This window comes from Streptomyces sp. NPDC033174, from assembly GCF_055577795.1.
Window position 1 is genome coordinate 558,817 of sequence record NZ_JBVIPQ010000001.1, and the last position, 24,917, is coordinate 583,733.

Consider the following 24,917-nt stretch of genomic DNA (forward strand, 5'->3'; position numbering starts at 1 on the left):
CCCGTGGAGCCCTTATGCGAGCCGTCCGCCTCTCCGTCGTCACCGCCGCCGCCACCGCGGCCGCTCTGACCGCCGTCACGGGCTGCGCCGAGAAGAGCGACACCAAGGGCGGTGACGGCGCGATCTCCATCGTCGCCAAGGACGACGCCTGCGAGGTCTCCAAGAAGGAGTTCCCGGCCGGCCACGTCGAGCTGGCCGTCGAGAACAAGGGCTCCAAGGTCACCGAGGTCTACGTCCTCTTCCCGGACGACCGCATCGTCACCGAGCGCGAGAACATCGGCCCCGGCACCAAGGCGAAGATCACCGCCGAGGTGAAGGCCGGAGACTACGAGATCGCCTGCAAGCCCGGCATGAAGGGCGACGGCATCCGCCAGAAGGTCACCGCGACGGGCAGCGGCAAGGCCGCCAAGCGCTCCCCCGAGATGGACGCCGCCGTCGCCGCCTACCGCCAGTACGTGCAGCAGCAGGCCGACGAGACGCTGCCCAAGGTCAAGGCCTTCACCGACGCCGTGCGCGCCGGCGACATCGAGGCCGCGAAGAAGGCGTACGCCGATTCCCGCATCGGCTGGGAGCGCACCGAGCCGGTCGCGGAGTCCTTCGGCGACATCGACCCGAAGGTCGACGTCCGGGAGGACGGCCTGGAGCCCGGTCAGAAGTGGACCGGCTGGCACCGCCTGGAGAAGGCGCTGTGGCAGGAGAAGAAGCTCGGCCCCGAGACGAAGGTCCTGGCCGACACCCTCGACAAGGACCTCGCCGACTGGGTCAAGAAGGTCGGCAAGGCCGAGATCACCCCGACCTCCATGGCCAACGGCGCTAAGGAACTCCTCGACGAGGTCGCCACCGGCAAGGTCACCGGTGAGGAGGAGCGCTACTCCCACACCGACCTCGTCGACTTCAAGGCGAACGTCGAGGGCGCGCAGAAGTCCTACGAGCTGCTGAAGCCGGTCGCCTCCAAGAACGACCCCAAGCTCGTCGCCGACCTGGACAAGCAGTTCGCCGCGCTCAACACGCTGCTCGACAAGTACCGCACGGACAAGAACTCCTACGTGTTCACCTCGTACGACCAGGTCGGCAAGGAGCAGCGCAAGGAGCTGTCGGACGGCGTCAACGCGCTGGCCGAGCCGCTCTCCAAGCTCGCCGCCGCTGTTGTGAAGTAGGGACGGGAACCATGTCGGACGACACGACCACCACGGACGAGAGCACGACGGGCTCCGCAGCGCCGTCCCGGCGCTCGCTGCTCGCCATCGGCGGGGCCGGGCTCGCGCTCGGTGCCGCCGCGGCCGGCGGCGCCGTCGCCCTGACCCGCGCCGGCGGCACCGCCGTGCCCGCGGCCTCCGAGGGCGCGGCGGTGCCGTTCCACGGCGTCCATCAGGCGGGTATCGCCACTCCGGTCCAGGACCGGCTGCACTTCGCGGCCTTCGACGTGAAGACGAAGGACCGCGCCGAGCTGATCGCGCTGCTCAAGGAGTGGACGCGGGCGGCCGAGCGGATGACGGCCGGCCATGAGGTCGGCGACGGCGCGTACGGCGGGCTCGCCGAGGCGCCGCCGGACGACACGGGCGAGGCGCTCGGCCTCAAGGCGTCCCGGCTCACGCTGACCATCGGGTTCGGCCCCTCGCTGTTCGACGGTCGCTTCGGTCTGGCCGGCAAGCGCCCCGACGCGCTGGTCGACCTGCCCAAGTTCCCCGGCGACAACCTCGACCCGGCCCGCAGCGGCGGCGACCTGTGCGTCCAGGCCTGCGCCGACGACCCGCAGGTCGCGGTGCACGCGATCCGCCAGCTCGCCCGGATCGGCTTCGGCAAGGTGGCGGTGCGCTGGTCTCAGCTCGGCTTCGGCAAGACGTCCTCCACCACGCCGGACGCGCAGACGCCGCGCAACATGATGGGCTTCAAGGACGGCACCCGGAACATCGCGGGTACCGACACCGCCGCGCTCGACAAGCACGTCTGGGTCTCCGAGAAGGACGGCTCGTCGTGGATGACGGGCGGCTCCTACCTGGTCGCGCGCCGGATCCGGATGAACATCGAGACCTGGGACCGCACTCCGCTCCAGGAGCAGGAGGACATCTTCGGCCGTGACAAGGGCGAGGGCGCCCCGGTCGGCAAGTCCAAGGAGCACGACGAGCCGTTCCTGAAGGCGATGAAGCCGGAGGCGCACGTCCGGCTCGCCCACCCGGACTCCAACGGCGGGGCGACGATCCTGCGCCGCGGCTACTCCTTCACGGACGGCACGGACGGCCTCGGCCGTCTCGACGCGGGCCTGTTCTTCCTGGCGTACCAGCGTGACGTCCGCAAGGGATTCATCCCGGTGCAGACCTCGCTGGCACGCGCCGACGTCCTCAACGAGTACATCCAGCACGTGGGTTCGGCGCACTTCGCCGTCCCGCCGGGCGTCCGCGACGCGGGCGACTGGTGGGGCCGGACGCTGTTCTCGTAGAGCTCGCAACAGGAGAGGACCGACGTGTTCGGCAACTATCTGATCGGCCTGCGCGAGGGCCTCGAGGCCAGCCTGGTCGTCTGCATCCTGATCGCCTATCTGGTGAAGACGGACCGCCGCGACGCGATCGGTCCGATCTGGACCGGCATCGGGGTCGCGGTCGCGCTGGCCCTCGGCTTCGGTTTCGCGCTCGAATTCGGCTCGCAGGAGCTGACGTTCGAGGCGCAGGAGGCGCTGGGCGGATCCCTTTCGATCATCGCGGTCTGCCTGGTGACCTGGATGGTCTTCTGGATGCGGCGCACCGCGCGGCACTTGAGGGCGGAGCTGCACGGGAAGCTGGACGCCGCTCTGCAAATGGGGACGGGGGCGCTGGTCGCCACGGCCTTCCTGGCCGTGGGCCGTGAGGGCCTGGAGACGGCGCTGTTCGTCTGGGCGTCGGTGCGTGCCTCGCAGGACGGCACGTCCGGGCCGCTGGTCGGCGTGCTGCTCGGCATCGCCACCGCGGTGGCGCTGGGCTGGCTGTTCTACCGGGGCGCGCTGAAGATCAACCTGGCGAAGTTCTTCACCTGGACCGGCGGAATGCTGGTCGTCGTGGCGGCCGGTGTGCTCGCCTACGGTGTCCACGACCTCCAGGAGGCCCGCTTCCTCGGCGGTCTGGCGGACAAGGCGTTCGACGTCAGCGCGACGATTCCGCCGGACAGCTGGTACGGCACGCTGCTGAAGGGCGTCTTCAACTTCCAGCCCGACCCGACGGTCCTCCAGGTCACGGTGTGGGCGCTGTATCTGATCCCGACGCTCGCCCTCTTCCTCGCCCCGGTAGGGTTCGGACGGTCCGTGGGGGTCGAGAAGCAGAAGGCAACCGATGAGAAGGCTGGGTCGGTCGGCGAGCAGGCCGACGGCGGGACTCGCGACGACGACGGCGCTGACGCTGCTGGCGCTGACGACGAGCGGGTGCGTGACGGTGCACGGCGAGCTGGAAGTCGTACCGGCGGCGACGAAGACTGAGGCCGCGCAGGCCGTCAAGGACTTCACCGAGGCGTACAACAAGGCCGACAAGGCGTACGACCCGGCCCTGGACGCGGGCCGGGTCACCGGCCCGCTCGGGGCCGTCAACCAGGCCGGTCTGAAGTCGCGTTCGGTCACGAGCCCGCAGGGCAACGCGGCGCACCGGCCGCTGGAGCTGACGGACGCGGCGTTCGTCATCCCGAAGAAGGCCGGGTGGCCCCGCTGGTTCCTGGCGAACACCGACTCCAACCGCGACACCGACAGCGGCCCCGGCGACAACCGCTGGCTGCTGGTGTTCGTGAAGAACGGCGCCGACCAGCTGTGGGAGGTCGCCTATCTGTCGATCCTCACCCCCGCCGAGATCCCCGCGTTCAAGACCGGCTCCGACGGCTTCGCGGAGCCGGCGGACCCGGACTCGGCGAAGCTCGCGGTGGCGCCGAGGAATCTGAGCGAGGAGTACGCCTCATATCTGGGGAGCGGACGGCCCGAGCACTTCACGGCCGGTCCGCACACCTCTCTGTGGCGGATGGAGCGCGAGAAGATCGCGCGGCGCGCGGGACTTGCCACGCAGTACGTCGACCAGGCCATGGACACCGGCGACTTCGCGCCGCTCGGGCTGATGACCGAGGACGGCGGGGCGATGGTCTTCTTCGCGATCCGTTTCTTCGAGCGGCAGACGGCGGCGCAGGGCTATCGGCCGAAGGTCGACCCGGACGTGAAGCCGCTGCTGACCGGCGAGGTGAAGAGCACGGTCACCAAGGAGTGGGTGTCCAGCCAGTCGGCGCGGGTGAAGCCGGCGGGCGCGGGTCAGGACGGTGTGACGATCCTGGGACGGCTTCAGGGCGTGACGGCGGCGACGGGTTCGTAACCGCGTTCCCGGGGCCTGAAAAGGCCGTTGAGGCGCTCGGCGCCTCAACGGCTCATGTCTCGCAGGCTCAACAGCGCGAGTCTGGGCGACTCAACGGCTCAACGGCCAGGCGACCGCGTGGTCGGCCGGTTCGCCCCGCCCGTCCGCGTAGCGCGCGCAGGCGTCCGTGAGGGTTTCGAGGAGCGTCAGCGGGTCGGGCAGCGGGTGCTCGGGACCGCGTACCCAGTCGACGGTGAGGTCACCGGGCAGCCGCGCCGGGGGTACGAGCACATAGCTGCCGCGGCAGTGCCAGCGCATGCCCGGGTGCTCGTCCATGGTTTCGGGGTGGCAGTCCAGCTCACAGGGCCACCACTCGTCCTCGTCCTCGGGGGTTCCCCGGGTGGCGGTGAAGAAGAGCATCCGCGCGGTGCCGTCGGCCTCACCCGCCGAACTGGCGACCGGGCCGACCTCGACGCCCTCGGCGAGCAGCCGCTCCAGGGCCGCGCGACCGGCCTCCAGGGGCACGTCGAGAACGTCGTGGACCATGCCGGTGGCGGTGATGAAGTTGGCCTGCGGCTCGTTGCGTACCCACCGCTCCAACTGGGCACGATCGGTGGTGGACTGGGTCTGCCAGGCGAAGGAGACGGGGTGTCGTGCCGGGGTGGGACAACCGATGCGCTCACAGGAGCACCGGTAGCCGAGCGGGTAGGCGGCGGGGGCCAGGGGGAGTCCCGCGGCCGCGACGGCCAGGAGCAGGCTCTCGCGGTGTGTGCCGTCGGCGTCGACGGTCGGCTTCGGGCTGCGACGCAGCCACTGCGCAAGTTTGCTCCCCGTGCCGCGGTTGCGGCCCATACCGTCGCCCATCTATCCCCTCACACCTCACGCTCGTCCCAGCGGACTCTGCCATGGTCCCACCATCCTGCGCTCCGGGTGACCGGAGTCCCCAACCGGGGTACGGCGACTGAGGGCCGGATGCGCATCCGCCGGGTGTCATTGACCTCTTTGTCCCGATATACCGATCTAGCGTGACGCCCATGGCCTACCCGACTCCGTCGGCCCCGCTGACGTCGCTGGCTTCTCTGGTCGCCCTGGCCCTGGCCGGTCAGGCCGTCACGCTGCCCCCGCTGGAGTGGGGGCAGGGAGCGGGCAGGGTGACGATCGACACACTGCCCCGCATCGTCTACACCGCGCACCGGGGCGGCGCCCTGGAGTCCGCGGAGAACAGCATGTCCGCGCTGACGGCGGCCTATCGGAGCCGCAGGACGCAGGTGCTGGACGTGGACGTACGGATGCTCCGGGACGGGACGCTCGTCGCGATGCACGACGCGACGCTCGACCGCACGACCCTGTCGAGGGGACCGGTGCGTGCCCTGGACTCCCGGGAGTGGCGGTCCGTCCGGCTGCGGGGCACCCGGCCCGCGGAGCGCCCGCCGACGCTGGCGGAGGTGCTGGACCGGTTCGGCGGACGGTCCGTGCTGATGCTGGAGGCCAAGGACCCCAAGAGCCTGGAGCGGCTGGCGCGGGTGCTGCACGCGCGGAAGCTGACCGCCTCGGTCCTGGTGAACTCCAACCACCCCAAGGTGGCCCGCAAGGCCCACCGGCTCGGTCTGCGCGCCCAGTTGTGGCGCTCGGCGCGGCAGATGAGGACGGACGAGCCGCGCCGGTGGCAGGGGTACGTGGACGTACTGGACGTGGACCACCGGGCGCGCGACAGGGATCTGCGGCGGGCGGTGCGGTCCGGGATCGCCCGGGTGTGGGCGCACACCGTGAACACGGACGCGGACCGGAAGCGGGCCCTGCGCCTCGGCTGCGGCGGGATCATCACGGACGCGCCGCGCCTCCTGCTGACCGACCCGGACACCGGCACCGGCACCGACATCGACGGCGACGGCGACGGCGACGGCGTGGGGCGCGCCGGCTGACCGGCGGGACTCAGGCGCGTGGAGCCAGACCGTTCAGGGCGTAGTCGACCAACGCGTCCGCGTACGCGTGGGTGAGCGGGAGGGTGCGCATCATCCAGCGGTGCGCGATCGGGCCGGTGAAGAGCTCCAGGGCGATCCGGGGATCGACCTCGGGGCGGACGTCACCGGCTTCCTGGGCGGCACGCAGCCGCCGGACGTAGAACTGGAGCTGCGGCTCCAGGAGCTGCTCCACGAACTGGGCGCCCAGCTCCGGGTTGATGATGCCCTCGGCGGCGAGCGCCCGGGAGGGGGCGTCGTACTTGGGGTCGTTCATCTCGTCGACGGTGGCGCGCAGCACGTACTTGAGGTCGGCGGCGAGGTCACCGGTGTCGGGGATCTCGCTCTCGGCGTCGCCGCCCACGGCTTCGTTGGCCTGCCGGCCGAGGTCGAGGAAGGCCTCCAGCAGGACGGCGGCCTTGGAGGGCCACCAGCGGTAGATCGTCTGCTTGCCGACGCCGGCGCGGGCGGCGATGCCCTCGATGGTGGTCCTGGCGTAGCCGGCCTCGCCGACCAGGGAGAGGGCGGCGTCGTAGATGGCGCGGCGGGAGCGCTCGCTGCGGCGGTTGGAGTCGGGTGCCTTGGTCTCAGCCATGGGGTCAATCTACCAGCGGCCGAGGCGATACGTATCGTCTCGATACGGTCGGTGAACCACTCGTTCGGTTCAGTGCGCGCGAGCCCCCCACGGCGGACCATGGGCTGCACGCACACACCGTGCGCCGCGCCAATCGGCCCGTTCGTGAGGAGCCCTCATTGCGCTCATCGCCACGCGAGGCATCGCCCCGCCACTACCTGATGTGCCCACCCGCGCACTTCAGGGTGACGTACTCCATCAACCCATGGATGGACCCCACCAAGCCGGTGGACCTGCCGCTCGCCCTCACCCAGTGGGAGGACCTGCGGGACCGCTACCGCTCCCTCGGCCACACCGTCGACCTGCTCGACCCGCACCCGGATCTGCCGGACATGGTCTTCGCCGCCAACGGCGCCACCGTCATCGACGGCCGCGTCCTGGGGGCCCGGTTCGCGCATCCGGAACGCACGGCCGAGGCGGCGGTCCATCTGGACTGGTTCAGGGCCCACGGCTACGCGGAGAGCGACATCCACGAACCCCTCCACGTCAACGAGGGAGAGGGCGACTTCGCGGTCACCGCCTCGTACATCCTGGCCGGCCGGGGCTTCCGCTCCAGTCCGCTCTCGCACGACGAGGCCCAGGAGTTCTTCGGCCGCCCGGTGATCGGGCTCGAACTGGTCGACCCGCGCTACTACCACCTGGACACCGCGCTCTGCGTCCTGGACGAGGCGGCCGACGAGATCATGTACTACCCCGGCGCCTTCTCCCCGGGCAGCCGGGCGGTCCTCGCCCGGCTCTTCCCCGGAGCGCTCCTGGCCGACGAGGACGACGCGGCCGCTCTGGGACTCAACGCGGTGAGCGACGGCCGCCATGTGCTGCTGCCCCAGGCGGCCCTGGGGCTGTTCGACCCGCTGCGCGAGCGGGGGTTCGAACCGATGGGCATGGATCTCGGGGAGCTGCTCAAGGGCGGCGGCAGTGTGAAGTGCTGTACGCAGGAGCTGCGCGGCTGAGCTCCTGAGCGTCAGGGCTGGGGAGGCCAGGGGTCTCCCCAGTCCGCGTCACGGGCCTCCTTGTACAGCGCGCCGTGCCGCTTGGTGACCGTGTCGCGACGCAGGCCCTCGTCCCGGGTGCACAGCTCGATCAGCACCTGGCCCTTGCGGATCTGGGGCTTGCGGGTGATGCGGGCGAGGGCGGGGGTGACCGGGAAGCGGGTGGCCGCGACGTAACTGAACTTCTCGTCCTCGTACGGCAGGGAGCCGCCCTTGACCTGGCGGTGCAGGGAGGAGCGGCTGACGCGCGCGGCGAAGTGGCACCAGTCGGTGCCCGGTTCGATAGGGCACGCGGCGTCGTGCGGGCAGGGGGCGGCGACGGTCATTCCGGCCGCGATCAGGCGGTCGCGGGCGTCGATGATCCGCTGGTAACCGTCGGGGGTTCCCGGTTCGACGATCACCACCGCCCGCGCAGCGCGGGCCGCCTCCACGACCACGGCGGCCCGGTCGTCCTCGGTGAGCTCCTTGAGGACGTACGACACCGTCACGAGATCGGTGCTCTCGATCCGGAGCGACGCACTGATACGAGAGCGCTGCCAAACGGCGTCCGCGAGGCCGGGGATCCCGGAGGACCGGGCCAGCTCCTGTCCGAGCGCCAGCGCCGGCTCCGCCCAGTCGAGGACGGTCGTCCTGGGACGGCCGCCCCCGTCACCGTCGCCGTCGCCGTCGCCGTGCTCACCGGGCCATGCCTCGGCGACCGCCCAGGTCGCCGCGCCCGTGCCGCCGCCGATGTCCGTGTGCGTCGCCGGGACCCAGTCCGGGGCCGCGTCCCGCAGTGCGCCGAGGGCCGCCCGTACCGCCTCGAAGGTCGCCGGCATCCGGTACGCGGCGTACGCGGCGACATCGGAGCGGTCGCGCAGTACCGGGGCGTCGGTCGGGGTGGTCCCCCGGTAGTTGGCGATCAGTCGCTCGACGGCCTGCGCGGCCTGCTTCGGCGGCAGCCCGTCGAGCAGTCCGGCCAGAGCGGCACGCAGGGCGTCGGCGGCGGAAAGGGAGGCGTTCACCGGCCCATCCTAGGCACGGGTGCCGAGTTGCTAGGCTGACGGCCGTTGTCGGGATGGCAGTGCTCATCGGGGGGACCAGAGTTGCGCATCGGGCGGACCGGCTTCGCATGGAGCGGCTTCTGGGGCCTGGTCTTCGGGGGCGCGCTGGGGACCACCCGGAGAGAGCGCGTCGTACGCATGTCCCTGATCGCCGGGGTGGGCGTTCTCGCGATGATCTTCCTTCTGGCCATGTGCGGGGGCGGAGCCGACGGCAAGGACGCCAAGGCCAAGAAGCCGGTGAAGAAGAGCGGGCCGGCCACCCAGCTCAACGTCCCGGAGGTGTACGACACCGGCCGGGGCTGGGAGGTCCCGAACGCCTCCCCCGAGTACGCCCTGGCCCCGGCCGGTGAGCTCCTCGGCTATCTGGAGCGCGTCGACAGCACCCAGTACCGGCTGCGCACCATCGACGCCGCGACCGGCAAACCCGGCTGGTCGGGCAAGCCGTGGCGGCCACTGTCCGACCCGGGTGCCTTTCCCCGGCTGCTCTCGGTCACCAAGGGGGACCGCGAGTACTTCGTGACCTGGTCGTACGGGAAGGCCAACTCGGACACGCCCTCCAGCACGTTCGTCTCGCTCGACCTGTACGCGGCGGAGGACGGCGCCCGGCAGCGGGTCGAGGTGCCCTGGACCGACGCGCCCACCGTGACCGGCACCGGCCCCGCCGTGCTGATCACCGACGGCCGGGCCAGGAGCGCGGTCATCGACCCGGAGACGGGTGAGGTGACCAGCGTCCAGCCGGCCGCCCTGGGCTACCCCGCCAACTGCCCCAACTGCCGCCGCCTCACCGAGGTGCACGGGCTGACGGCGAAGGGCCTGCTGGTCGGCGGGTTCAGGGAGTTCTGGGTGCGCGGCGGCTGGTTCAGCCGCACCCGGCCGCCCAGCGGCGCGGACGCCGCCTCGGGGGTGCCGACCTCGGTGACGCCGGGCCGGATCCTCGCCCGCTGGCAGGAGAAGAAGGGCGCCAAGCAGGCGGCGACGCACGACATCTGGGCGGTGCACGACACGGCGACCGGCGCCCCGATCGTGCAAGTCGAGTGCCACAAGCCGGCGATAGAGCCCGGTGACTACCCCCAGGCCGTGGTCTCCCCCGACGACCGCTATCTGATCGCCGGGAACCTCGCCTTCGATCTGGAGGACAAGAAGGGTTACTGCTTCGAGGAGGCCGACGGAACCCACCGGCCCAGCCTCGCGACGGTCACCGAGGACGGCGTGGTGTACGGAGCGGCGGGCGCCCGCAGCGCCTCGGACGCGCTCGCGGGCAACGGTTCGCCCGTCGAGGTGGACCTGTCCACCGGCGACCTGGAGCCGCTCGACCCGAACGTCCGGCTGCCGAGCGCCGAGATCGCGGGTGTCGGGATCTTCCGCTGGACCGACTCGAAGGACCGGACGCATCTGATCGGCTACGCCCGCGAGGAGTGAGGTGCCCGGCCGAGGCATCCGGGCGACGTGTGCCTCGGGGCGGACTCAGCCGGCCGTCGGGCGCTGCCACGGCCGGCAGAGCCCCAGGAAGCACGCCACCGCGCCCGCCGCGCAGACCAGCTGGACCACGGCCATCGGCACCGCCGTCGCCTCGCCCGCGATCCCGACGAGCGGCGAGGCCACCGCGCCGATCAGGAACGAGGACGTGCCGAGCAGCGCGGACGCCGAGCCCGCCGCGTGCGGGGTGCGCATCAGCGCCTGGGCGTTGGTGTTCGGCAGGGTCAGGCCCATCGCGGACATCAGCACGAACAGTCCGGCGGAGACCCCCACCAGGCCGGGCTCGCCGAAGACGCCGGTGGTCATCAGCAGCAGCGCCCCTGCCGCCAGGGTGATCACGGCGAGGCCGAGGCCGAGGGTCTTGTCGAGGCTGATCCGGCCCACCAGCAGCTTGCCGTTGATCTGTCCTGTCACGACCAGACCGATCGAGTTGAGGCCGAAGAGCAGGCTGAAGGTCTGCGGCGACGCTCCGTAGATCTCCTGCACGACGAACGGCGAGGCCGAGATGTACGCGAAGAGCACGGCGAAGGCGAGTCCGCCCGCCAGCATGTACCCGGCGAAGACCCGGTCGGCGAGCAGTCCTCGCATGGTGCGCAGCGCCTCGCGGACACCGCCGCTGTGCCGTCTCTCCGGCGGGAGCGTCTCCCCCAGCCACTTGGCGACGACGGCGGTGAGCAGGAGACCGATCAGGGTCAGGACGTAGAAGACGCCGCGCCAGTCGGTGATCCGCAGGATCTGGCCGCCGATGAGCGGCGCGACGACCGGCGCGACGCCCGAGATCAGCATGAGGGTCGAGAAGAAGCGGGCCATCTCGACGCCGTCGTACAGATCGCGGACCATCGCCCGGGCGATCACGATGCCGGCGGCGCCGGCCAGGCCCTGGAGCAGCCGGAAGGCGATGAGCAGTTCCGCGCTGGGTGCCAGTGCGCAGACGGCGGTCGCCGCGACGTAGACGATCATGCCGATGAGCAGCGGGCGTCGTCGGCCCCATTTGTCGCTCATGGGACCGACGACGAGCTGGCCGAGGGCCATGCCCATCAGGCAGGCGGTGAGGGTGAGCTGGACGGTCGCCGCGGGAGCGCCCAGCACCTGGGTGACCTCCGGCAGAGCCGGCAGGTACATGTCCATGGAGAGGGGCGGCAGCGCGGTGAGCCCGCTGAGGACGAGGGTGACGACGAGACCGGCGCGCCGGGCGGCCGCCGGTTCCGGTGCGGGCGCCGGCCCCGAGGCGGGCGCGGGTGCCGCCCCGGAAGCGGGCGCGGACCGGGGAGTGGGCACGGACCCAGGAGTGGGTGCGGATGCCGGGTCGGCGCCGGATATGTGTCCTTGCGTGCCCTGGCCGCTCTCCGGCATCGACTGCTCCGTTTCGTTGAATTCCTTCCCATGTTCTCAGCTCGCGCCGCGTGGTCGAGACCTTTCTCGGGCGGCGTCCGCCCGGTTCGACCGTGCCGCTAGGCCGGCGCGAGGCCCGGGTTGCCCGCCTCCGTCACGAACGACGCGGCCGTGGTGACCGGCGCGCCCGGCGTGGTCACCGCGGACACCGTCCGGAAGTCGGCCCGCGCCTGCGACCGGGAGAGCGTGACCTTCAGATAGCCGCGCCGCCCGTCATAGAACTTCAGATGCGGGTTGGCCCGGGTGAGGTTGGTCCAGTTCGAGGGGCGTTCGGCGCCGTCCCTGCCGCTGCTGACGGACGTCGCGACCAGCTCGGTGCCGACCGTGCGGGACGCCGGGTCGTTGAAGTCCTTCTTCACGTCGAAGGCGTATCCGACGTGCACGTCCCCGGTGAGGACGACGAGGTTGTCGACACCGGCGGCCTCGGCGCCGGCGAGGATCCGGGCGCGGGAGGCGGGGTAGCCGTCCCAGGCGTCCATGGAGTACTTGAAGTCGGCGGTCGGCACATTGCGCCGCTGGGAGAAGGTCACCTGCTGCGGTACGACGTTCCACAGGGCGGCGGAGGTCTTCCACCCGTCCAGCAGCCACCGCTCCTGCGTCGCTCCGGTCATGGTGCGCGCCGGGTCCTCGGACGCGGGGCCGGGGGTCTGCCAGCCGTCCCCGTACGCCTGGTTGGAGCGGTACTGGCGGGTGTCCAGGATGTCGAACTGCGCGAGCTGCCCGAAGTGGAGCCGCCGGTAGAGCCGCATGTCGGGCCCGACGGGCCGCTGGGGCAGCCGCAGCGGCTGGTTCTCCCAGTACGCGCGGTAGGCGGCGGCCCGGCGCAACAGGAACTGCTCCGTCGGTACGCCGTTCTCGGGGATCCCGCCCGCGTAGTTGTTCTCGGTCTCGTGGTCGTCCCAGGTGACGACGAAGGCGTGGGCGGCGTGCGCGGCCTTGAGATCGGGGTCGGACTTGTAGAGGGAGTAGCGCAGCCGGTAGTCCGCCAGGGTCATCGTCTCGCGGTTGAAGACGGCGGGCAGGGTCCGGTCGGTGTAGGCGCGGGCGCCGCCGACGGCGTCGACCGCGTACTCGTAGAGGTAGTCGCCGAGATGGAAGACGGCGTCGATGTCCTCGCCGGCGAGGTGGCGGTACGGCGTGAAGTACCCGTCGTGGTAGGCCTGGCAGGAGACGGCGGCGAAGCGCAGCTGCGCGTTCTGGGCGCCGGCGGCGGGGGCGGTGCGGGTGCGGCCGACCGGGCTGATCCAGTCACCGACGCGGAACCGGTAGTAGTGGACGCGGTCCGCGGCCAGGCCGGGGACGTCGACATGGACGCTGTGGTGGAACTCGGGGTGCGCGGTGGTGGCGCCGCTCTTCACGAGGCTGGTGAAGCCCTCGTCGAGGGCGACCTCCCAGTCGACGGTGACGCGCTGCGCGGGCAGGCCACTGGCCGCCTCGTACGGGCGCGGGGCGAGCCGGGTCCAGATCAGGACCGAGTCGGGCAGCGGGTCGCCGGACGCCACGCCCAGGGTGAACGGGTTCTCGGTGATCTTGCGCGCGTTGAGCTCGGCGGCGCTCGCGGTGCCGGTGGCCGGCAGCTCGGCGGCGAAGGCGAGTGCCGCTGCGGCGCCGCCGAGGCTGAGGAACCTGCGGCGGTCCACCTGCCGTGCGGCGGCGCGGAACGCGGGGGCGTGCTGATCTGCGGATGTCATGGGGCCCTCCCCGGACGGTGGTTGTCCCCTCGCATTGGAGTGGTGGGGGACGACGACTCGTTGTCGCGTACAGAACATCCGCGTGTCGGACGGATGAGTTCCCTGTGCACGCGTCTCACGTACGCTGCGGCCCCATGAATGCCATGGACGCTGAGCAGAAGATCGCGGTGGTGACGGGAGCGGGCTCGGGTATCGGCCGCAGCGTGGCACTGGCCCTCTCCGAGGCGGGCTGGTCACTGGCGCTGGCGGGCCGCCGGGCCGAGGCACTGGAGGAGACGGCGACCGCGGCGGCCGGGGAGGTCGTGTGCGTACCGACGGACGTCACGTCCCCCGACCAGGTGGCCGCGCTCTTCGCCACGACCGTGGAGCGGTGGGGCCGCGTGGATCTGCTGTTCAACAACGCCGGCACCTTCGGGCCGGGCGGTGTGCCGTTCGAGGACCTCACGTACGAGGCGTGGCGCGCGGTGGTGGACGTCAATCTGACCGGCTCGTTCCTGTGCGCGCAGGCGGCGTTCCGCGCGATGAAGGCACAGGCCCCGCAGGGCGGCCGGATCATCAACAACGGCTCCATCTCGGCGCATGTCCCGCGCCCGCACTCGGCTCCGTACACCTCGACGAAGCACGCGCTGACGGGCCTGACCAAGTCGCTGTCGCTGGACGGGCGTCCGTACCGGATCGCCTGCGGCCAGATCGACATCGGCAACGCGGCGACGCAGATGACGCAGGCCATGCAGCGCGGCGTCCCGCAGGCGAACGGTGAGCTGGCCGTGGAGCCGGTGATGGACGCGGCGGACGTCGCCCGGACGGTCGTCCACATGGCGGCCCTGCCTCTGGAGGCGAACGTCCAGTTCGCGACGGTCATGGCGACGAACATGCCGTACATCGGCCGCGGCTGACCCGGACGCGCCCGGCGGTACTCCGGGCGTGGGTACGGCGTGGCCCGTACGGCGGAGCGGGCCGCCCCGCCGTACGGGAACAGGCGCGTCCCCCGCACTGTTCACGCAGCATGACGACACCCTTCCCCGCTCCCGAAGTCCTGCGTTACACCGCCTTCTCCTCCGATCCCGGCGGCGGCAACCCCGCCGGCATCGTGCTCGACGCCGCGGGGCTCGGCGAGGACGACATGCTCGCGATCGCGGCCGAGGTCGGCTACAGCGAGACGGCGTTCCTGACCGCCCCTCCCCGGGGGCTCGCCGAGGGCGCCGCGGAGAGGCGGGCGTTCACCGTCCGCTACTTCAGCCCCAAGGCGGAGGTCCCCTTCTGCGGACACGCCACCGTCGCCACCGCCGTCGCCCTCGGCGAACGCGTCGGCCCGGGTGAGTTGGTCTTCGCGACGCCGGTCGGGACCGTGCCGGTGACCGTGACCGAGGAGGACGGGTCGCTGCGGGCGACGCTGACCAGCGTGGAGCCGCACATCGAGGACGTCGCGGCCGACGACCTCACCGAGGCACTCGCCGCGCTCGACTGGCCGGCCGGCGACCTCGATCCGGCCCTGCCGCCCCGGATCGCCTTCGGCGGAGCGCGCCATCTGGTGCTCGCCGCGTCGACCCGCGAGCGGCTGGCGGACCTCGACTACGACTTCGCCCGCCTCGAAGCCCTGATGCACCGGCTCGACCTGACGACGGTTCAGCTGGTCTGGCGTGCCTCGCGGGACGTCTTCCACGTCCGCGACCCGTTCCCGGTGGGCGGCGTCGTGGAGGACCCGGCGACCGGCGCGGCGGCGGCCGCGTTCGGCGCGTACCTGCGTGAACTCGGCCTCGTGCCCGAAGCATCCGTCCTCACCCTCCACCAGGGCGAGGACATGGGCCGCCCCGGCGTCCTGACGGTGGAACTGCGCGCCGGGGACCGGCGGGTCAGGGTCGGAGGGACGGGCGTCCGCATCCCGGCATGACGCCCGGCCGGGAACCTGAGCCGTCCCTGGCGCGTCGGCCGCCGGCCGGTGGCAGGCTCCCCTGCCATGGACACCACCTGGGAGACCGTCACCCGGCTCCACACCTGGCTCGAGGCGAACAACCCGTCCTCCCCCGGGCAGACGACGCTGCTGAGAGTCCTGAAGCTCTCGGAGGAGGTGGGCGAGGTCGCGGAGGCGATCATCGGCGCGACCGGCCAGAACCCGCGCAAGGGCACCAGCCACACCTGGCAGGACGTGGAGTCGGAACTCTGCGACGTGATCATCACGGCGATGGTGGCGCTGCGCCATCTCACGCCGGACGCGGCACGGGTCTTCGAGGACCACCTGGCCCGGATCGCCGAGCGCTCGACGCCGACCGAGCCCGGGACCGGGACCGGGGCCGGGGCCGGGACCTGAGGTTTCCGGGTCATGGCAGTGCCCCCAGGTCGAAGACCTGGGGGCAGACGAGTCGGGCTGTACGCCGGGTTCTGTCCCCCGGGACCTCGCGGTCGTCGGGGCGACGGCCATCCATCTAGGACCGGCGTTGCCGCCGGCCTCGTGCGGTCTACCCGCGGACTCGGGCGGGCAGCCCTCGAACGTCCGCGCAGGGCCGCCTCGCGGCGGCCCCTCTTGACCTTGCTCCAGGTGGGGTTTACCTAGCCGCCTGAGTCACCTCAGGCGCTGGTGGTCTCTTACACCACCGTTTCACCCTTACCGAGTCCCGTACGAGTACGGTCTCCGGCGGTCTGTTTTCTGTGGCACTGTCCCGCGGGTCACCCCGGGTGGGCGTTACCCACCACCCTGCCCTGTGGAGCCCGGACGTTCCTCGGGGAGATCCGAGGATCCCCACGCGGCCGTCCGCCCGGCTCGTCTGCCGTGTCGACCATGGTACCCGCCCCAGCACGGCGGGCCGGCCCGCTTGACCTTGTCGCGACGTCAGGGTTTGTACTGGGCTCATGCGCATCGGAGAGATCGCCGCCCTGGTCGGGGTGACCACCCGGGCCGTCCGGCACTACCACCACCTCGGGCTGCTGCCGGAGCCCGTCCGCAGGGCCAACGGCTACCGCGACTACACGGTTCGCGACGCCGTGCTGCTGGCCCGGATCCGACGATTGACCGAGCTGGGGCTCGGGCTGGACGAGGTACGGGACGTCCTCGCCGACGACGCCGGGCGCGAACTGGTCGACGTACTGGAGGAGCTCGACGCCGATCTCGGGGAGCAGGAGGCCCTGATCCGGGAGCGGCGGGAGCGGCTCGCCGTCCTGCTCGACCAGGCCCGCCAGGGCCGGCTGCCCGCCGAGGGGCCCGTGTCGCCCCAGCTCGCGGCGGTGTTCGCGGACCTGCCCCCGCTGCCGGCGTCGCCGATGGCCGCCAGGGACCGCGAGCTGCTGTCCCTGCTGGACACGGCGGCCCCGGCCGGGGAGCGGGAGCGGCTGATGGGGGCGATGCGGCGTATGACCGAGGACCCGGCGGCCGTGGAGCGGGCGCATGACGTGTACGCGCGGCTCGACGCCCTGGAACATGCGGCCGTCGACGATCCACGGGTGGCCGAGGCCGCCCGGGCGCTGGCGGCCTGTCTGCCCGACGAGCTGGTGGCGGAGCTCGGCGGCGGCGATCCGGCACCCCATGAGGGGCCGTTCGCCGACGCGTTCTTCGCGGACTTCGCCCCGGCCCAGGCCCGGGCCGTACGCGAGGCGCTGCGCCTGGTCGTGGAGCGTGACCGGTGAGCCGGGTGATACGGGTCCTGCGGGCCGTCGCCTACGCCGTACTCCCGGCCGAAGTGGCCCTCGCGGTCTGCCTGGTGGCGGGCGTGCGTCTGCCGTTGGCGGTGTGGGCGGGGGCCGAGGTGGCCCTGGCCCTGCTCTTCGCCGCCGAGGTGTGCGTCTTCGTCCGGCTGCGCAGGCGGACGGGGGCCCGCAAGGCGGTCGCGGAGCTGGTGCCCGAGCCGGTGCTGCGGCTCGTCGGGCATGAGCTGCGGCTGATGTACAGCGTCGTCCTGTGGGCGGGACGGCGGCGCATCGGGGCCGGCCCGGGCGACCGCGCCTTCGGGCACGCCCGCGACCAGGCCGCGCTGCTCTTCGGCTTCGCGTTCGTCTGTGTGGTCGAGACGGTGGGCATGTCGTATCTGCTCGACGACTGGCCGCTGGTGCACGCGATCGTGCTCGTGCTCGACGTCTACACCGTGCTCTTCGTCGTCGGTCTGCATGCCGCGTCGGTGACCCGGCCCCATGTGCTGACGGCGGACGCGCTGAGGCTGCGGCAGGCCGCCCATGTCGATCTGCGGATACCGCTCGACCGGATCGCCTCCGTACGGCACGAGCTGCTGTTCTCGCACGAGAAGCGGGAGGGAGTGCTCGATCTGAAGGTCGCCGCGCAGACCTCGCTCACCCTGGAGCTGTCCGGTCCCGTCACCGCTGTCGGCCTGCTCGGACGCCGCCACGAGGTCCACACGGTCCGCTGCCACGCCGATGACGCACGGGCGCTCGTCCGGGCTCTGGCCGAAGCCCTCAGGCAGGCGCGAACAGCGCCTTCTCCGAGCCCGGCTCCGCCTGCGTGAGCCGTACGCGCAGCCGCTCGCCCAGGGGCAGCGGCGCCGCGCCGCCCGCGATCCGGGCGACGACGGCGGGGTCCTCGAGGTGCACGGTCCCGACGGCCGGGTCGCTCTCCTTCACATCGATGACGTAGGCGTCGAAGACCTCGCCGATCCGGTCCTTGAGCAGGGCCGCCTCGACGATGTCGACGCACTCGCGCTCGACGGTGTTGGCGCGGCGGGAGCCCTCGGCCATCTCGCGTGGCAGCGCGTCGAGCGCCGAGCGGACCCATTCGGGCGGCTCCTCGCCGGCGACGGCCGCGACGCACAGTTCGCCCGCGTAGCGGTCGACGAGGCGGCGCAGGGGGGCGGTGCAGTGGGCGTACTCGTCGGCCACGGCGGCGTGGATCGCGGGCGAGGGAACCTTCCCGTCGGTGAAGACGGTGTATCCGGCGCCGCGCAGCAGGGTGGTGCACTCCTGGAGGAAGGCGGCGTGCCGGGTGTTGGCCGGGTCGAGCGAGCGCACCACGTCGGCGTACGAGACGTGGTGCGGCCAGTCGATGTCGAGGGCCTTCGCCGAGCGGCGCAGCCGGGCCACTGCGCCGTCGGGGGCGGTGGGCAGGGTGCGCAGGATGCCGGTGCCCGCGGCGGTCATCAGGTCGGCGGCGGCCATGCCGGTGAGCAGGGAGATCTGGGCGTTCCAGCCGTCGGCGGGGCGCGGGGCCCGGAATTCGAGGGTGTACGTGTGGTCGTGCGCGACGATCTCCTGTTCGGGGACGCTGAGGGAGATCCCGCCGCGCTCCACTTCGAGCGCCTCCCTGAGCTGCCCGATGGTCTTGAGCAGGGCGAGGGGTTCCTCGGCGGTGCCGGCGTCGATCTGTGCCTGCGCGCCCGCGTAGTCGAGCCGGGCGCGGCTGCGGACGAGGGCCCGGTGCACGTCGGTGGCGACGCGGCGGCCCTCGGCGTCGAGGTCGATGCGCCACAGCAGGGCGGGCACGACCTGGTCGGGCAGCAGGCTGGCGGCGCCCTCGGACAGCTGGGTGGGGTGGAGCGGGACCTTCGCGTCGGGGAAGTACAGGGTCAGGGCGCGGCGGTGGGCTTCGGTGTCCACGGCGCCGCCGGGGGTGACGAAGGCGGCGACATCGGCGATGGCGTAGTGGACGCGGTAGCCGCCCTCGCCCCGTCGCGCCAGGCACATGGCCTGGTCGAGGTCGACGGAGCCCGGCGGGTCGATGGTGAACAAGGGGAGGTCGGTGGCGTCGCGCCCCGGCAGTCTCGGGGAGCCGACGGCCTCCTCCGCCTCGGCGAGCACGTCCGGGGGGAAGGTGTCGGGAATGGCCAGCTCGGTTCGCAGTGCACGCAGGGCGGCCCGCAGCGGAGCCTCGGCTGCGCCGGTCACATGGATTTGGCGGCGGGGCATGGACCGAGCGTAGAAGGTGGGGAGGGCCTCGGCACTTTGTAGGCTGGCGCGGGGGCCGCACCCCCTCTCGTACCGATGAAGGAGAACCACCGTGCTGGTGCTGTTGCCGCCCTCCGAAGGAAAGGCCGCCTCGGGGCGCGGTGCTCCGCTCGCGCCCGGGGCGCTGTCGCTGCCGGGGCTCGCCGGTGCGCGGGCCGCGGTCCTGGAGGAGCTGGTCGAGCTGTGCGCCGCGGACGAGGAGAAGGCGCGTGAGGTGCTCGGGCTGAGCGAGGGGCTGCGCGGTGAGGTCGCGAAGAACGCCGAGCTGCGCACGGCGGGGGCGCGGCCCGCCGGGGAGATCTACACGGGTGTGCTGTACGACGCGCTGAGCCTGGCGACCCTGGACGAGGCGGCGCGGGAGCGCGCGCACGCGTCGCTGCTGGTGTTCTCCGGGCTGTGGGGCGCGGTGCGGGTGGACGACCGGATCCCGTCGTACCGCTGCTCGATGGGGGTGAAGCTGCCCGGGCTCGGCGCGCTGGGTGCCCACTGGCGGACGGCGATGGCCTCGGTGCTGCCCGAGGCGGCCGGGGAGGGTCTCGTACTTGACCTGCGGTCGTCGGCGTACGCGGCGGCGTGGAAGCCGAAGGGGGAGGTCGCGGAGCGTACGGCGACGGTGCGGGTGCTGCACGCTCCGACCCGGAAGGTGGTCAGCCACTTCAACAAGGCGACCAAGGGGCGGATCGTGCGGAGCCTGCTGGAGGCCGGTGCGGCGCCGGCCGGTCCGGCGGAGCTGGTGGAGGCGCTGCGCGCCCTCGGGTACACGGTGGAGGCGGAGGTTCCGGCGAAGGCCGGGAAGGCCTGGCAGCTGGACGTACTGGTGGACCGGATCCACTGACCCCGTCCCCCAGCGCCGCGTCGAGGGCGGCGACGAGACGGCATCTCCAGACGTTGCAGTATGCGCAACGCTCGTTGCGCGGAGTGTTGTGCGCGGGCAGGATGGGCGCATGACCTCCGCGCCGTCCCTCCTTGACCTCGCCCCCGTCGTCCCCGTCGTCGTGATCGAGGACGCCTCCGACGCCGTGCCGCTCGCCCGCGCCCTGGTCGCCGGCGGCCTGCCCGTGATCGAGGTGACCCTGCGCACCCCCGCGGCGCTGGACGCCATCCGGGCCATCGCCGACGGGGTGCCGGACGCCGTGGTCGGCGCGGGCACGGTCATCTCGCCCCGGGGCGTCGCCGACGCGGTCGGCTCCGGGGCGCGCTTCCTGGTGAGCCCGGGCTGGACGGACACGCTGCTGGACGCGATGAGGGCGTCCGGCGCGTCCTTCCTGCCGGGGGTGTCGACGGCCTCGGAGGTCGTGGCGCTGCTGGAGCGCGGGGTGCGCGAGATGAAGTTCTTCCCGGCGGAGGCGGCGGGCGGCGCGGCCTATCTGAAGTCCCTGGCAGGACCGCTCCCCCAGGCCCGCTTCTGCCCGACCGGCGGGGTCTCGCTCGCGTCGGCGCCGTCGTACCTCGGCCTGCCGAACGTCGGCTGCGTGGGCGGTACGTGGATGCTTCCGGCCGACGCGCTCGCGGCCCGCGACTGGGACCGGGTGGAGTCCCTGGCGCGCGAGGCGGCCGCCCTCAGGTGAGCCGCAGCGCCAGGTGGTCCACGACGGGGCGGTAACCGAGGCGCTGATAGAGGGCGTTGCTCGTCGGGTTGGCCAGGTCGGTGAAGAGCAGCACCCGCGCGGCGCCGGCGTCGAGGGCCGCCCGGGTCACTGCGGCGGTCACCGCGCCGGCGTATCCCCGGCCGCGCAGTGCGAACGGCGTGTACACGGGCGACACCCGGGCCTGGCCCGCGACCGGCGCCGAGACGCTCGCCATCGACACGGGCCGGCCGTCTTGGGTCTCCCAGAGGTGGAGCCGGCCGCCGGAGATCCGGGCCTCGATGGTCGGCCGGTAGTCCACGTCGGCCGTCTCGCCGATGTCGAGGGCGAACGAACGCATCCAGGCGACGGCCAGCGGCACGTCCTCGGCGCCCGCGAGCCGCGGCCGGCCCTCGGGCCCGGGAGCGGGCGGGGTGAGCTCGCCGAGTTCGAACAGCCGCATGTGACGCGTGGCGGCCCAGCGGCCAGGGAGCTCACCGGCGAAGGCGCGGACCGTCTCCGTCTCGCCTCGTACGCCGGTGGAGTCCGGCAGTACGCGGGCGAGTGCGCGGGCGGCCGCCGGGGTCATCGTGCCCAGCGCCGGCACATGCGGCGGGGTGACCACGAAGGCGCCGGTGACCTCGCCTTCCGGCTCGGTCCACCAGCCGTAGCGGGCCCGGGCAGCGGGCTCACGCGCGGACTCGCGCGCGGACTCGCGGGCGGACTCGCGGGCGGACTCGCGGGCGGACTCACTGACGGTGAGCAGCACGGTGTTGCGTGCGGCCTCGGCGGCGAGATGGGGGTCGGCGGCGGCTCGGAAGGCTTCGACGTCCTCGGTGAGGTGCCAGGTCATGGAGGCGATGGTGCTATGCCGAACAGCGCGCGGTCACGGGGTTTTCCCGTGACCGCGCGCGTCCGTGGGCCCGGTGCTCAGCGCAGGTGCGAGGTGTCGTTGAGCAGCCGTACGGAGGCGTTGCCGTCCGCGTAGTACGCGACCGCGGAAAGCGAGGCGGCCGAGAGTTCCATCCGGAACAGCGACTCCGGCGGGGCGCCGAGCGCCAGCCGGATCAGGGTCTTGACCGGGGTGACATGGGTGACCAGCAGGACGGTACGGCCCGCGTGGCTCGCCGTCAGTTTGTCGCGGGTCGCCGCGACCCTCCGGGCGACGGTCGCGAAGCTCTCGCCCCCGCCGGTGGGCGCCGCCTTCGGGGAGGCGAGCCAGGCGTCGAGGTCGTCCGCGTACCGCTCCCGCACCTCGGCGAAGGTCAGGCCCTCCCACGCGCCGAAGTCCGTCTCGCGCAGGCCGTCCTCGATGCGGACGTCGAGCCCGAGGCGGGCGGCGACGGTCTCGGCGGTCTGGCGGCAGCGCCGCAGGGGCGAGCTGATGATCTCCTGGATGGTGCCGCGCGCGGCGAGTGCGGCCGCGACCGCGTCCGCCTGGCGCTGACCTGCGGCGGACAGCTCGGGGTCGGAGCCCCCGCTGCCGGAGAACCGCTTCTCGGGCGTGAGGGCGGTCTCGCCGTGGCGCAGCAGGACGAAGGTCGCGGGTGCCCCGAGGTCGGGCCCCCACCCGGTCGTCCCGGGAACGGCGGCGTGCGCGGGGGTGGTCGCGCGGGTGGCCTGCTGGCCGATCCCCGTGGTGGGTACGGCACTCGGGGCCGGGGCGGTGGCACCGGCCGTGCCGGACACCGGAGTCCCCGTGGCCGTACTCGCGCCCGCCGGAACCCCGGCCAGGGCCGCCCGGGCCCTCGCCGCACCGGCCGCCGCGTCGCCGGGGGGTCCCGACGGCGGGGGCGCCGCCGCGTTGCGCGCCGCGGATGTGTCCAGGGCGGCCATGGACTTCGAGGGCTCCCACTGCTTGCCGCGCTTGCCCGCGTCCATCGCCTCGTTGGCGAGCCGGTCCGCGTGCTTGTTCTTCTCGCGCGGGATCCACTCGTAGGTGACCTGCGAGGGCGGCAGAATCCGCGCTGCCTCCGCCGCGAGCGGCTTCATGTCCGGGTGCTTGATCTTCCAGCGGCCCGACATCTGCTCGACGACGAGCTTGGAGTCCATCCTGACCCGCACGCTGGCGTCGGCCGCCAGCTCCTTCGCCGCCTTGAGGCCCGCGATGAGGCCCTTGTACTCGGCGACGTTGTTGGTGGCGACGCCGATGTACGCGGCGGCCTCGGCGAGGGGCTCGCCGGTCACCGGGTCGAGCACGACCGCGCCGTAGCCGGCGGGCCCCGGGTTGCCCCGGGAGCCGCCGTCGGCCTCCACGATCAGCTCACGCATCAGATGCCGGACTCCGACGTACGGACCAGGATGCGACGGCAGTTCTCACAGCGCAGGACGGTGTCCGGAGACGCGGCCTTGACCTCGTTGACCTCGGTGATGTTGAGCTCCAGCCGGCAGCCCTCGCAGCGGCGCTGGTAGAGCCGGGCCGCGCCGACGCCGCCCTGCTGCTCGCGCAGCTTCTCGTACAGCTTGAGCAGGTCGGCCGGAATGGACCCGGCGACGATCTCGCGCTCCTTGCGGACGGTCTCGGCCTCGCGGTCCAGCTCGGCCTCGGCGGCGTCCCGGCGGTTGACCGCGTCGTCGGTCTTGGTCTGGACGGACTCGACGCGTCCGGTCAGCTCGGCGACCCGCTCCTGCGCGGACTCGCGGCGCTCCATGACCTCCAGGACCACGTCCTCCAGGTCGCCCTGCCGCTTGGCCAGCGAGACGAGCTCGCGCTGGAGGTTCTCCAGGTCCTTGGGGGACGAGACGGCGCCGGAGTCGAGGCGCTGCTGGTCGCGGACGGCGCGCTGGCGCACCTGGTCGACGTCCTGCTCCGCCTTGGTCTGCTCGCGGGCGCAGTCGCTCTCCTCGGTCTGCGCGGCGACGAGCAGGTCACGCAGCTGGGTGAGGTCCTTGTTCAGCGACTCGATCTCGGCGTGCTCGGGGAGCGAGTTGCGCTTGTGGGCGAGCTGCGACAGTCGTACGTCCAGGGCCTGGACGTCGAGAAGTCGGATCTGGTCGGCGGGCGCGGCGTTCAGTTGGGGGCTCCAGAGGAAGTGTGGTGGGAGGACCAGGGGTCGGTGACCGTCTTCGAGACGTGGACCCGCAGGCCCCAGCCGTGGCGGTCGGAGATCTCGTCGAGCTGGGCGGCGGCCTGCTCGCACCAGGGCCATTCGGTGGCCCAGTGCGCGGCGTCGACCAGGCCGAGCGTGCCCGAGGGGGAGGTGTGCTGGGTGGCCTCGGACACCGGGTGGTGGCGCAGGTCGGCGGTCAGGAACGCGTCCACGCCCGCTGCCCGTACGGCGTCGAAGAGGCTGTCGCCGGAGCCGCCGCTGACGGCGACGCGGCGCACGACCGCGTCCGGGTCACCCGCGAGGCGGATGCCCTGCGCGGTGGCGGGCAGTCGCTTCGCGGCGCGTTCCGCGAACTCCCGCAGGGTCTCCGGTGGGTCGAGCTCGCAGATGCGGCCGAGGCCGTTCTCGGGCACGAGGGGGCCGACGATCCGCAGGTCGAGGGCGCCGGCGAGCGCGTCGGAGACTCCGGGGTCGGCGGTGTCCGCGTTGGTGTGGGCGACGTGGAGTGCGATGTCGTGCTTGATCAGGGTGTGTACGACCCGGCCCTTGAAGTGGGAGGCCGCGACCGTCGTCGTCCCCCGCAGATAGAGCGGGTGGTGGGTGACGATCAGCTGGGCACCGAGGCGGATCGCCTCGTCGGCGATGTCCTGGACCGGGTCGACGGCGAACAGGACGCGGGTGACCTCCGCGTCGGGGTCGCCGCAGACCGTGCCGACGGCGTCCCACTGCTCGGCCCGCTCGGGGGGCCAGAGGGCGTCGAGCTCGGCGATGACTTCAGACAGACGGGGCACGGAGGAAAGGCTACCTGGCGCGCCTGCGGGCCTGAACCGGAGCGCGATCGGCCGGTTGCGGGAGCGGCAGGTGGGAGCCCCGGCGTCGCGCTCACGGCGGCGCGGGGCTCGCCCTCGGATCCTGCCGCGCCCGGCTGCTTCTTGACGAGGTCGGCCCGC

General features: G+C 72.6%; 24 protein-coding genes and 1 other RNA gene. 14 read left to right on the plus strand and 11 right to left on the minus strand.

Annotated elements, in window-relative coordinates:
- Window positions 1-14 precede the first annotated feature (14 nt).
- The 4 genes from efeO to ACZ5VC_RS02620 are packed head-to-tail and all read left to right on the plus strand — an operon-like array spanning window position 15 to window position 4,310.
- Entirely contained in the window at window positions 15-1,157 is a 1,143-nt protein-coding gene (efeO, locus tag ACZ5VC_RS02605) for an iron uptake system protein EfeO (RefSeq protein ID WP_469118285.1), read from the plus strand.
- An 11-nt stretch (window positions 1,158-1,168) separates the two neighbouring features.
- The gene (efeB, locus tag ACZ5VC_RS02610; protein ID WP_469118286.1) at window positions 1,169-2,437 is read left to right on the plus strand and encodes an iron uptake transporter deferrochelatase/peroxidase subunit; all 1,269 of its coding nucleotides are present in this window, start codon (window positions 1,169-1,171) and stop codon (window positions 2,435-2,437) included.
- 24 nt (window positions 2,438-2,461) lie between these two features.
- Window positions 2,462-3,442, plus strand: a complete 981-nt coding sequence (gene efeU / locus ACZ5VC_RS02615; protein WP_469118287.1) for an iron uptake transporter permease EfeU — start codon at window positions 2,462-2,464, stop codon at window positions 3,440-3,442.
- Entirely contained in the window at window positions 3,375-4,310 is a 936-nt protein-coding gene (locus ACZ5VC_RS02620) for an SCO2278 family lipoprotein (protein WP_469118910.1), read from the plus strand. The genes efeU and ACZ5VC_RS02620 overlap by 68 nt, the downstream gene beginning before the upstream one ends.
- A 90-nt stretch (window positions 4,311-4,400) precedes the next feature.
- Here ACZ5VC_RS02620 and ACZ5VC_RS02625 read toward each other — a convergent pair whose 3' ends face one another.
- The gene (locus ACZ5VC_RS02625; protein WP_469118288.1) at window positions 4,401-5,153 is read right to left on the minus strand and encodes a bifunctional DNA primase/polymerase; all 753 of its coding nucleotides are present in this window, start codon (window positions 5,151-5,153) and stop codon (window positions 4,401-4,403) included.
- A gap of 170 nt (window positions 5,154-5,323) precedes the next feature.
- Here ACZ5VC_RS02625 and ACZ5VC_RS02630 point away from each other — a divergent pair, with 170 nt between their 5' ends.
- Window positions 5,324-6,211, plus strand: coding sequence for a glycerophosphodiester phosphodiesterase (locus ACZ5VC_RS02630; protein WP_469118289.1), 888 nt, complete (start codon window positions 5,324-5,326; stop codon window positions 6,209-6,211).
- A 10-nt stretch (window positions 6,212-6,221) separates the two neighbouring features.
- On the opposite strand, the gene ACZ5VC_RS02635 is transcribed toward ACZ5VC_RS02630, so the two are convergent.
- Complete coding sequence (locus tag ACZ5VC_RS02635) at window positions 6,222-6,842, minus strand: TetR/AcrR family transcriptional regulator (protein WP_469118290.1); 621 nt, start codon at window positions 6,840-6,842, stop codon at window positions 6,222-6,224.
- A gap of 158 nt (window positions 6,843-7,000) precedes the next feature.
- Here ACZ5VC_RS02635 and ddaH point away from each other — a divergent pair, with 158 nt between their 5' ends.
- Entirely contained in the window at window positions 7,001-7,831 is an 831-nt protein-coding gene (ddaH, locus tag ACZ5VC_RS02640) for a dimethylargininase (protein WP_469118291.1), read from the plus strand.
- 11 nt (window positions 7,832-7,842) lie between these two features.
- Here ddaH and ACZ5VC_RS02645 read toward each other — a convergent pair whose 3' ends face one another.
- Window positions 7,843-8,874, minus strand: a complete 1,032-nt coding sequence (locus ACZ5VC_RS02645; RefSeq protein WP_469118292.1) for a small ribosomal subunit Rsm22 family protein — start codon at window positions 8,872-8,874, stop codon at window positions 7,843-7,845.
- A 177-nt stretch (window positions 8,875-9,051) separates the two neighbouring features.
- Here ACZ5VC_RS02645 and ACZ5VC_RS02650 point away from each other — a divergent pair, with 177 nt between their 5' ends.
- Window positions 9,052-10,332 carry a hypothetical protein gene (locus ACZ5VC_RS02650; RefSeq protein ID WP_469118911.1) on the plus strand — a complete coding sequence of 427 codons (1,281 nt, stop codon included), beginning with the start codon at window positions 9,052-9,054 and terminating at the stop codon, window positions 10,330-10,332.
- A gap of 45 nt (window positions 10,333-10,377) precedes the next feature.
- On the opposite strand, the gene ACZ5VC_RS02655 is transcribed toward ACZ5VC_RS02650, so the two are convergent.
- Window positions 10,378-11,742, minus strand: a complete 1,365-nt coding sequence (locus tag ACZ5VC_RS02655) for a Bcr/CflA family multidrug efflux MFS transporter (RefSeq protein WP_469118293.1) — start codon at window positions 11,740-11,742, stop codon at window positions 10,378-10,380.
- A 98-nt stretch (window positions 11,743-11,840) separates the two neighbouring features.
- A complete protein-coding gene (locus ACZ5VC_RS02660) occupies window positions 11,841-13,472 on the minus strand; it encodes an alkaline phosphatase D family protein (RefSeq protein ID WP_469118294.1) in 1,632 nt (543 codons plus the stop codon).
- 143 nt (window positions 13,473-13,615) lie between these two features.
- Here ACZ5VC_RS02660 and ACZ5VC_RS02665 point away from each other — a divergent pair, with 143 nt between their 5' ends.
- The 3 genes from ACZ5VC_RS02665 (at window position 13,616) to ACZ5VC_RS02675 (ending at window position 15,780) form a co-directional block, all read left to right on the plus strand.
- Window positions 13,616-14,368: an SDR family oxidoreductase gene (locus ACZ5VC_RS02665; RefSeq protein WP_469118912.1), complete on the plus strand. Its 753-nt coding sequence runs from the start codon at window positions 13,616-13,618 to the stop codon at window positions 14,366-14,368.
- 110 nt (window positions 14,369-14,478) lie between these two features.
- A complete protein-coding gene (locus tag ACZ5VC_RS02670) occupies window positions 14,479-15,363 on the plus strand; it encodes a PhzF family phenazine biosynthesis protein (RefSeq protein WP_469118295.1) in 885 nt (294 codons plus the stop codon).
- Between the two features lie 66 nt (window positions 15,364-15,429).
- Complete coding sequence (locus ACZ5VC_RS02675) at window positions 15,430-15,780, plus strand: MazG-like family protein (protein WP_469118296.1); 351 nt, start codon at window positions 15,430-15,432, stop codon at window positions 15,778-15,780.
- A 44-nt stretch (window positions 15,781-15,824) separates the two neighbouring features.
- Here the strand turns inward: ACZ5VC_RS02675 and rnpB are convergent.
- An RNA gene (gene rnpB, locus ACZ5VC_RS02680) (RNase P RNA component class A) lies at window positions 15,825-16,233 on the minus strand.
- An 86-nt stretch (window positions 16,234-16,319) separates the two neighbouring features.
- On the opposite strand from rnpB, the gene ACZ5VC_RS02685 reads away from it, so the two are divergent.
- Both ACZ5VC_RS02685 and ACZ5VC_RS02690 read left to right on the plus strand, forming a co-directional pair.
- Complete coding sequence (locus ACZ5VC_RS02685; protein WP_469118297.1) at window positions 16,320-17,090, plus strand: MerR family transcriptional regulator; 771 nt, start codon at window positions 16,320-16,322, stop codon at window positions 17,088-17,090.
- Window positions 17,087-17,920: a hypothetical protein gene (locus tag ACZ5VC_RS02690; RefSeq protein WP_469118298.1), complete on the plus strand. Its 834-nt coding sequence runs from the start codon at window positions 17,087-17,089 to the stop codon at window positions 17,918-17,920. The genes ACZ5VC_RS02685 and ACZ5VC_RS02690 overlap by 4 nt, the downstream gene beginning before the upstream one ends.
- On the opposite strand, the gene ACZ5VC_RS02695 is transcribed toward ACZ5VC_RS02690, so the two are convergent.
- On the minus strand, window positions 17,871-19,313 hold the full coding sequence (locus ACZ5VC_RS02695) for an RNB domain-containing ribonuclease (protein ID WP_469118299.1): 1,443 nt from the start codon (window positions 19,311-19,313) through the stop codon (window positions 17,871-17,873). The two genes, ACZ5VC_RS02690 and ACZ5VC_RS02695, sit on opposite strands and share 50 nt — an antisense overlap.
- Window positions 19,314-19,404: 91 nt before the next feature.
- On the opposite strand from ACZ5VC_RS02695, the gene yaaA reads away from it, so the two are divergent.
- Both yaaA and ACZ5VC_RS02705 read left to right on the plus strand, forming a co-directional pair.
- Complete coding sequence (gene yaaA / locus ACZ5VC_RS02700) at window positions 19,405-20,187, plus strand: peroxide stress protein YaaA (protein WP_469118300.1); 783 nt, start codon at window positions 19,405-19,407, stop codon at window positions 20,185-20,187.
- A gap of 109 nt (window positions 20,188-20,296) precedes the next feature.
- On the plus strand, window positions 20,297-20,920 hold the full coding sequence (locus tag ACZ5VC_RS02705; RefSeq protein WP_469118301.1) for a bifunctional 4-hydroxy-2-oxoglutarate aldolase/2-dehydro-3-deoxy-phosphogluconate aldolase: 624 nt from the start codon (window positions 20,297-20,299) through the stop codon (window positions 20,918-20,920).
- Here the strand turns inward: ACZ5VC_RS02705 and ACZ5VC_RS02710 are convergent.
- The 4 genes from ACZ5VC_RS02710 to ACZ5VC_RS02725 all read right to left on the minus strand — a co-directional run bounded on the left by ACZ5VC_RS02710 (window position 20,913) and on the right by ACZ5VC_RS02725 (window position 24,758).
- On the minus strand, window positions 20,913-21,770 hold the full coding sequence (locus tag ACZ5VC_RS02710) for a GNAT family N-acetyltransferase (RefSeq protein ID WP_469118302.1): 858 nt from the start codon (window positions 21,768-21,770) through the stop codon (window positions 20,913-20,915). The two genes, ACZ5VC_RS02705 and ACZ5VC_RS02710, sit on opposite strands and share 8 nt — an antisense overlap.
- A gap of 77 nt (window positions 21,771-21,847) precedes the next feature.
- Window positions 21,848-23,188 carry a bifunctional RNase H/acid phosphatase gene (locus ACZ5VC_RS02715; RefSeq protein WP_469118303.1) on the minus strand — a complete coding sequence of 447 codons (1,341 nt, stop codon included), beginning with the start codon at window positions 23,186-23,188 and terminating at the stop codon, window positions 21,848-21,850.
- Window positions 23,188-23,931 carry a zinc ribbon domain-containing protein gene (locus tag ACZ5VC_RS02720; protein ID WP_469118913.1) on the minus strand — a complete coding sequence of 248 codons (744 nt, stop codon included), beginning with the start codon at window positions 23,929-23,931 and terminating at the stop codon, window positions 23,188-23,190. The genes ACZ5VC_RS02715 and ACZ5VC_RS02720 overlap by 1 nt, the downstream gene beginning before the upstream one ends.
- A complete protein-coding gene (locus ACZ5VC_RS02725) occupies window positions 23,928-24,758 on the minus strand; it encodes a Nif3-like dinuclear metal center hexameric protein (RefSeq protein WP_469118304.1) in 831 nt (276 codons plus the stop codon). The genes ACZ5VC_RS02720 and ACZ5VC_RS02725 overlap by 4 nt, the downstream gene beginning before the upstream one ends.
- Window positions 24,759-24,917: the final 159 nt, after the last annotated feature.

Coding starts and splice junctions, on each gene's coding strand:
- ACZ5VC_RS02630 (WP_469118289.1), top strand. CDS start 5,324: ATGGCCTACCCGACTCCGTCGGCCCCGCTGACGTCGCTGGCTTCTCTG.
- efeB (WP_469118286.1), top strand. CDS start 1,169: ATGTCGGACGACACGACCACCACGGACGAGAGCACGACGGGCTCCGCA.
- ACZ5VC_RS02675 (WP_469118296.1), top strand. CDS start 15,430: ATGGACACCACCTGGGAGACCGTCACCCGGCTCCACACCTGGCTCGAG.
- ACZ5VC_RS02695 (WP_469118299.1), bottom strand. CDS start 19,313: ATGCCCCGCCGCCAAATCCATGTGACCGGCGCAGCCGAGGCTCCGCTG.
- ACZ5VC_RS02665 (WP_469118912.1), top strand. CDS start 13,616: ATGGACGCTGAGCAGAAGATCGCGGTGGTGACGGGAGCGGGCTCGGGT.
- ACZ5VC_RS02715 (WP_469118303.1), bottom strand. CDS start 23,188: ATGCGTGAGCTGATCGTGGAGGCCGACGGCGGCTCCCGGGGCAACCCG.
- ACZ5VC_RS02650 (WP_469118911.1), top strand. CDS start 9,052: ATGTCCCTGATCGCCGGGGTGGGCGTTCTCGCGATGATCTTCCTTCTG.
- ACZ5VC_RS02705 (WP_469118301.1), top strand. CDS start 20,297: ATGACCTCCGCGCCGTCCCTCCTTGACCTCGCCCCCGTCGTCCCCGTC.
- ACZ5VC_RS02625 (WP_469118288.1), bottom strand. CDS start 5,153: ATGGGCGACGGTATGGGCCGCAACCGCGGCACGGGGAGCAAACTTGCG.
- ACZ5VC_RS02685 (WP_469118297.1), top strand. CDS start 16,320: ATGCGCATCGGAGAGATCGCCGCCCTGGTCGGGGTGACCACCCGGGCC.
- ACZ5VC_RS02670 (WP_469118295.1), top strand. CDS start 14,479: ATGACGACACCCTTCCCCGCTCCCGAAGTCCTGCGTTACACCGCCTTC.
- ACZ5VC_RS02655 (WP_469118293.1), bottom strand. CDS start 11,742: ATGCCGGAGAGCGGCCAGGGCACGCAAGGACACATATCCGGCGCCGAC.
- ACZ5VC_RS02660 (WP_469118294.1), bottom strand. CDS start 13,472: ATGACATCCGCAGATCAGCACGCCCCCGCGTTCCGCGCCGCCGCACGG.
- efeO (WP_469118285.1), top strand. CDS start 15: ATGCGAGCCGTCCGCCTCTCCGTCGTCACCGCCGCCGCCACCGCGGCC.
- ACZ5VC_RS02710 (WP_469118302.1), bottom strand. CDS start 21,770: ATGACCTGGCACCTCACCGAGGACGTCGAAGCCTTCCGAGCCGCCGCC.
- ACZ5VC_RS02635 (WP_469118290.1), bottom strand. CDS start 6,842: ATGGCTGAGACCAAGGCACCCGACTCCAACCGCCGCAGCGAGCGCTCC.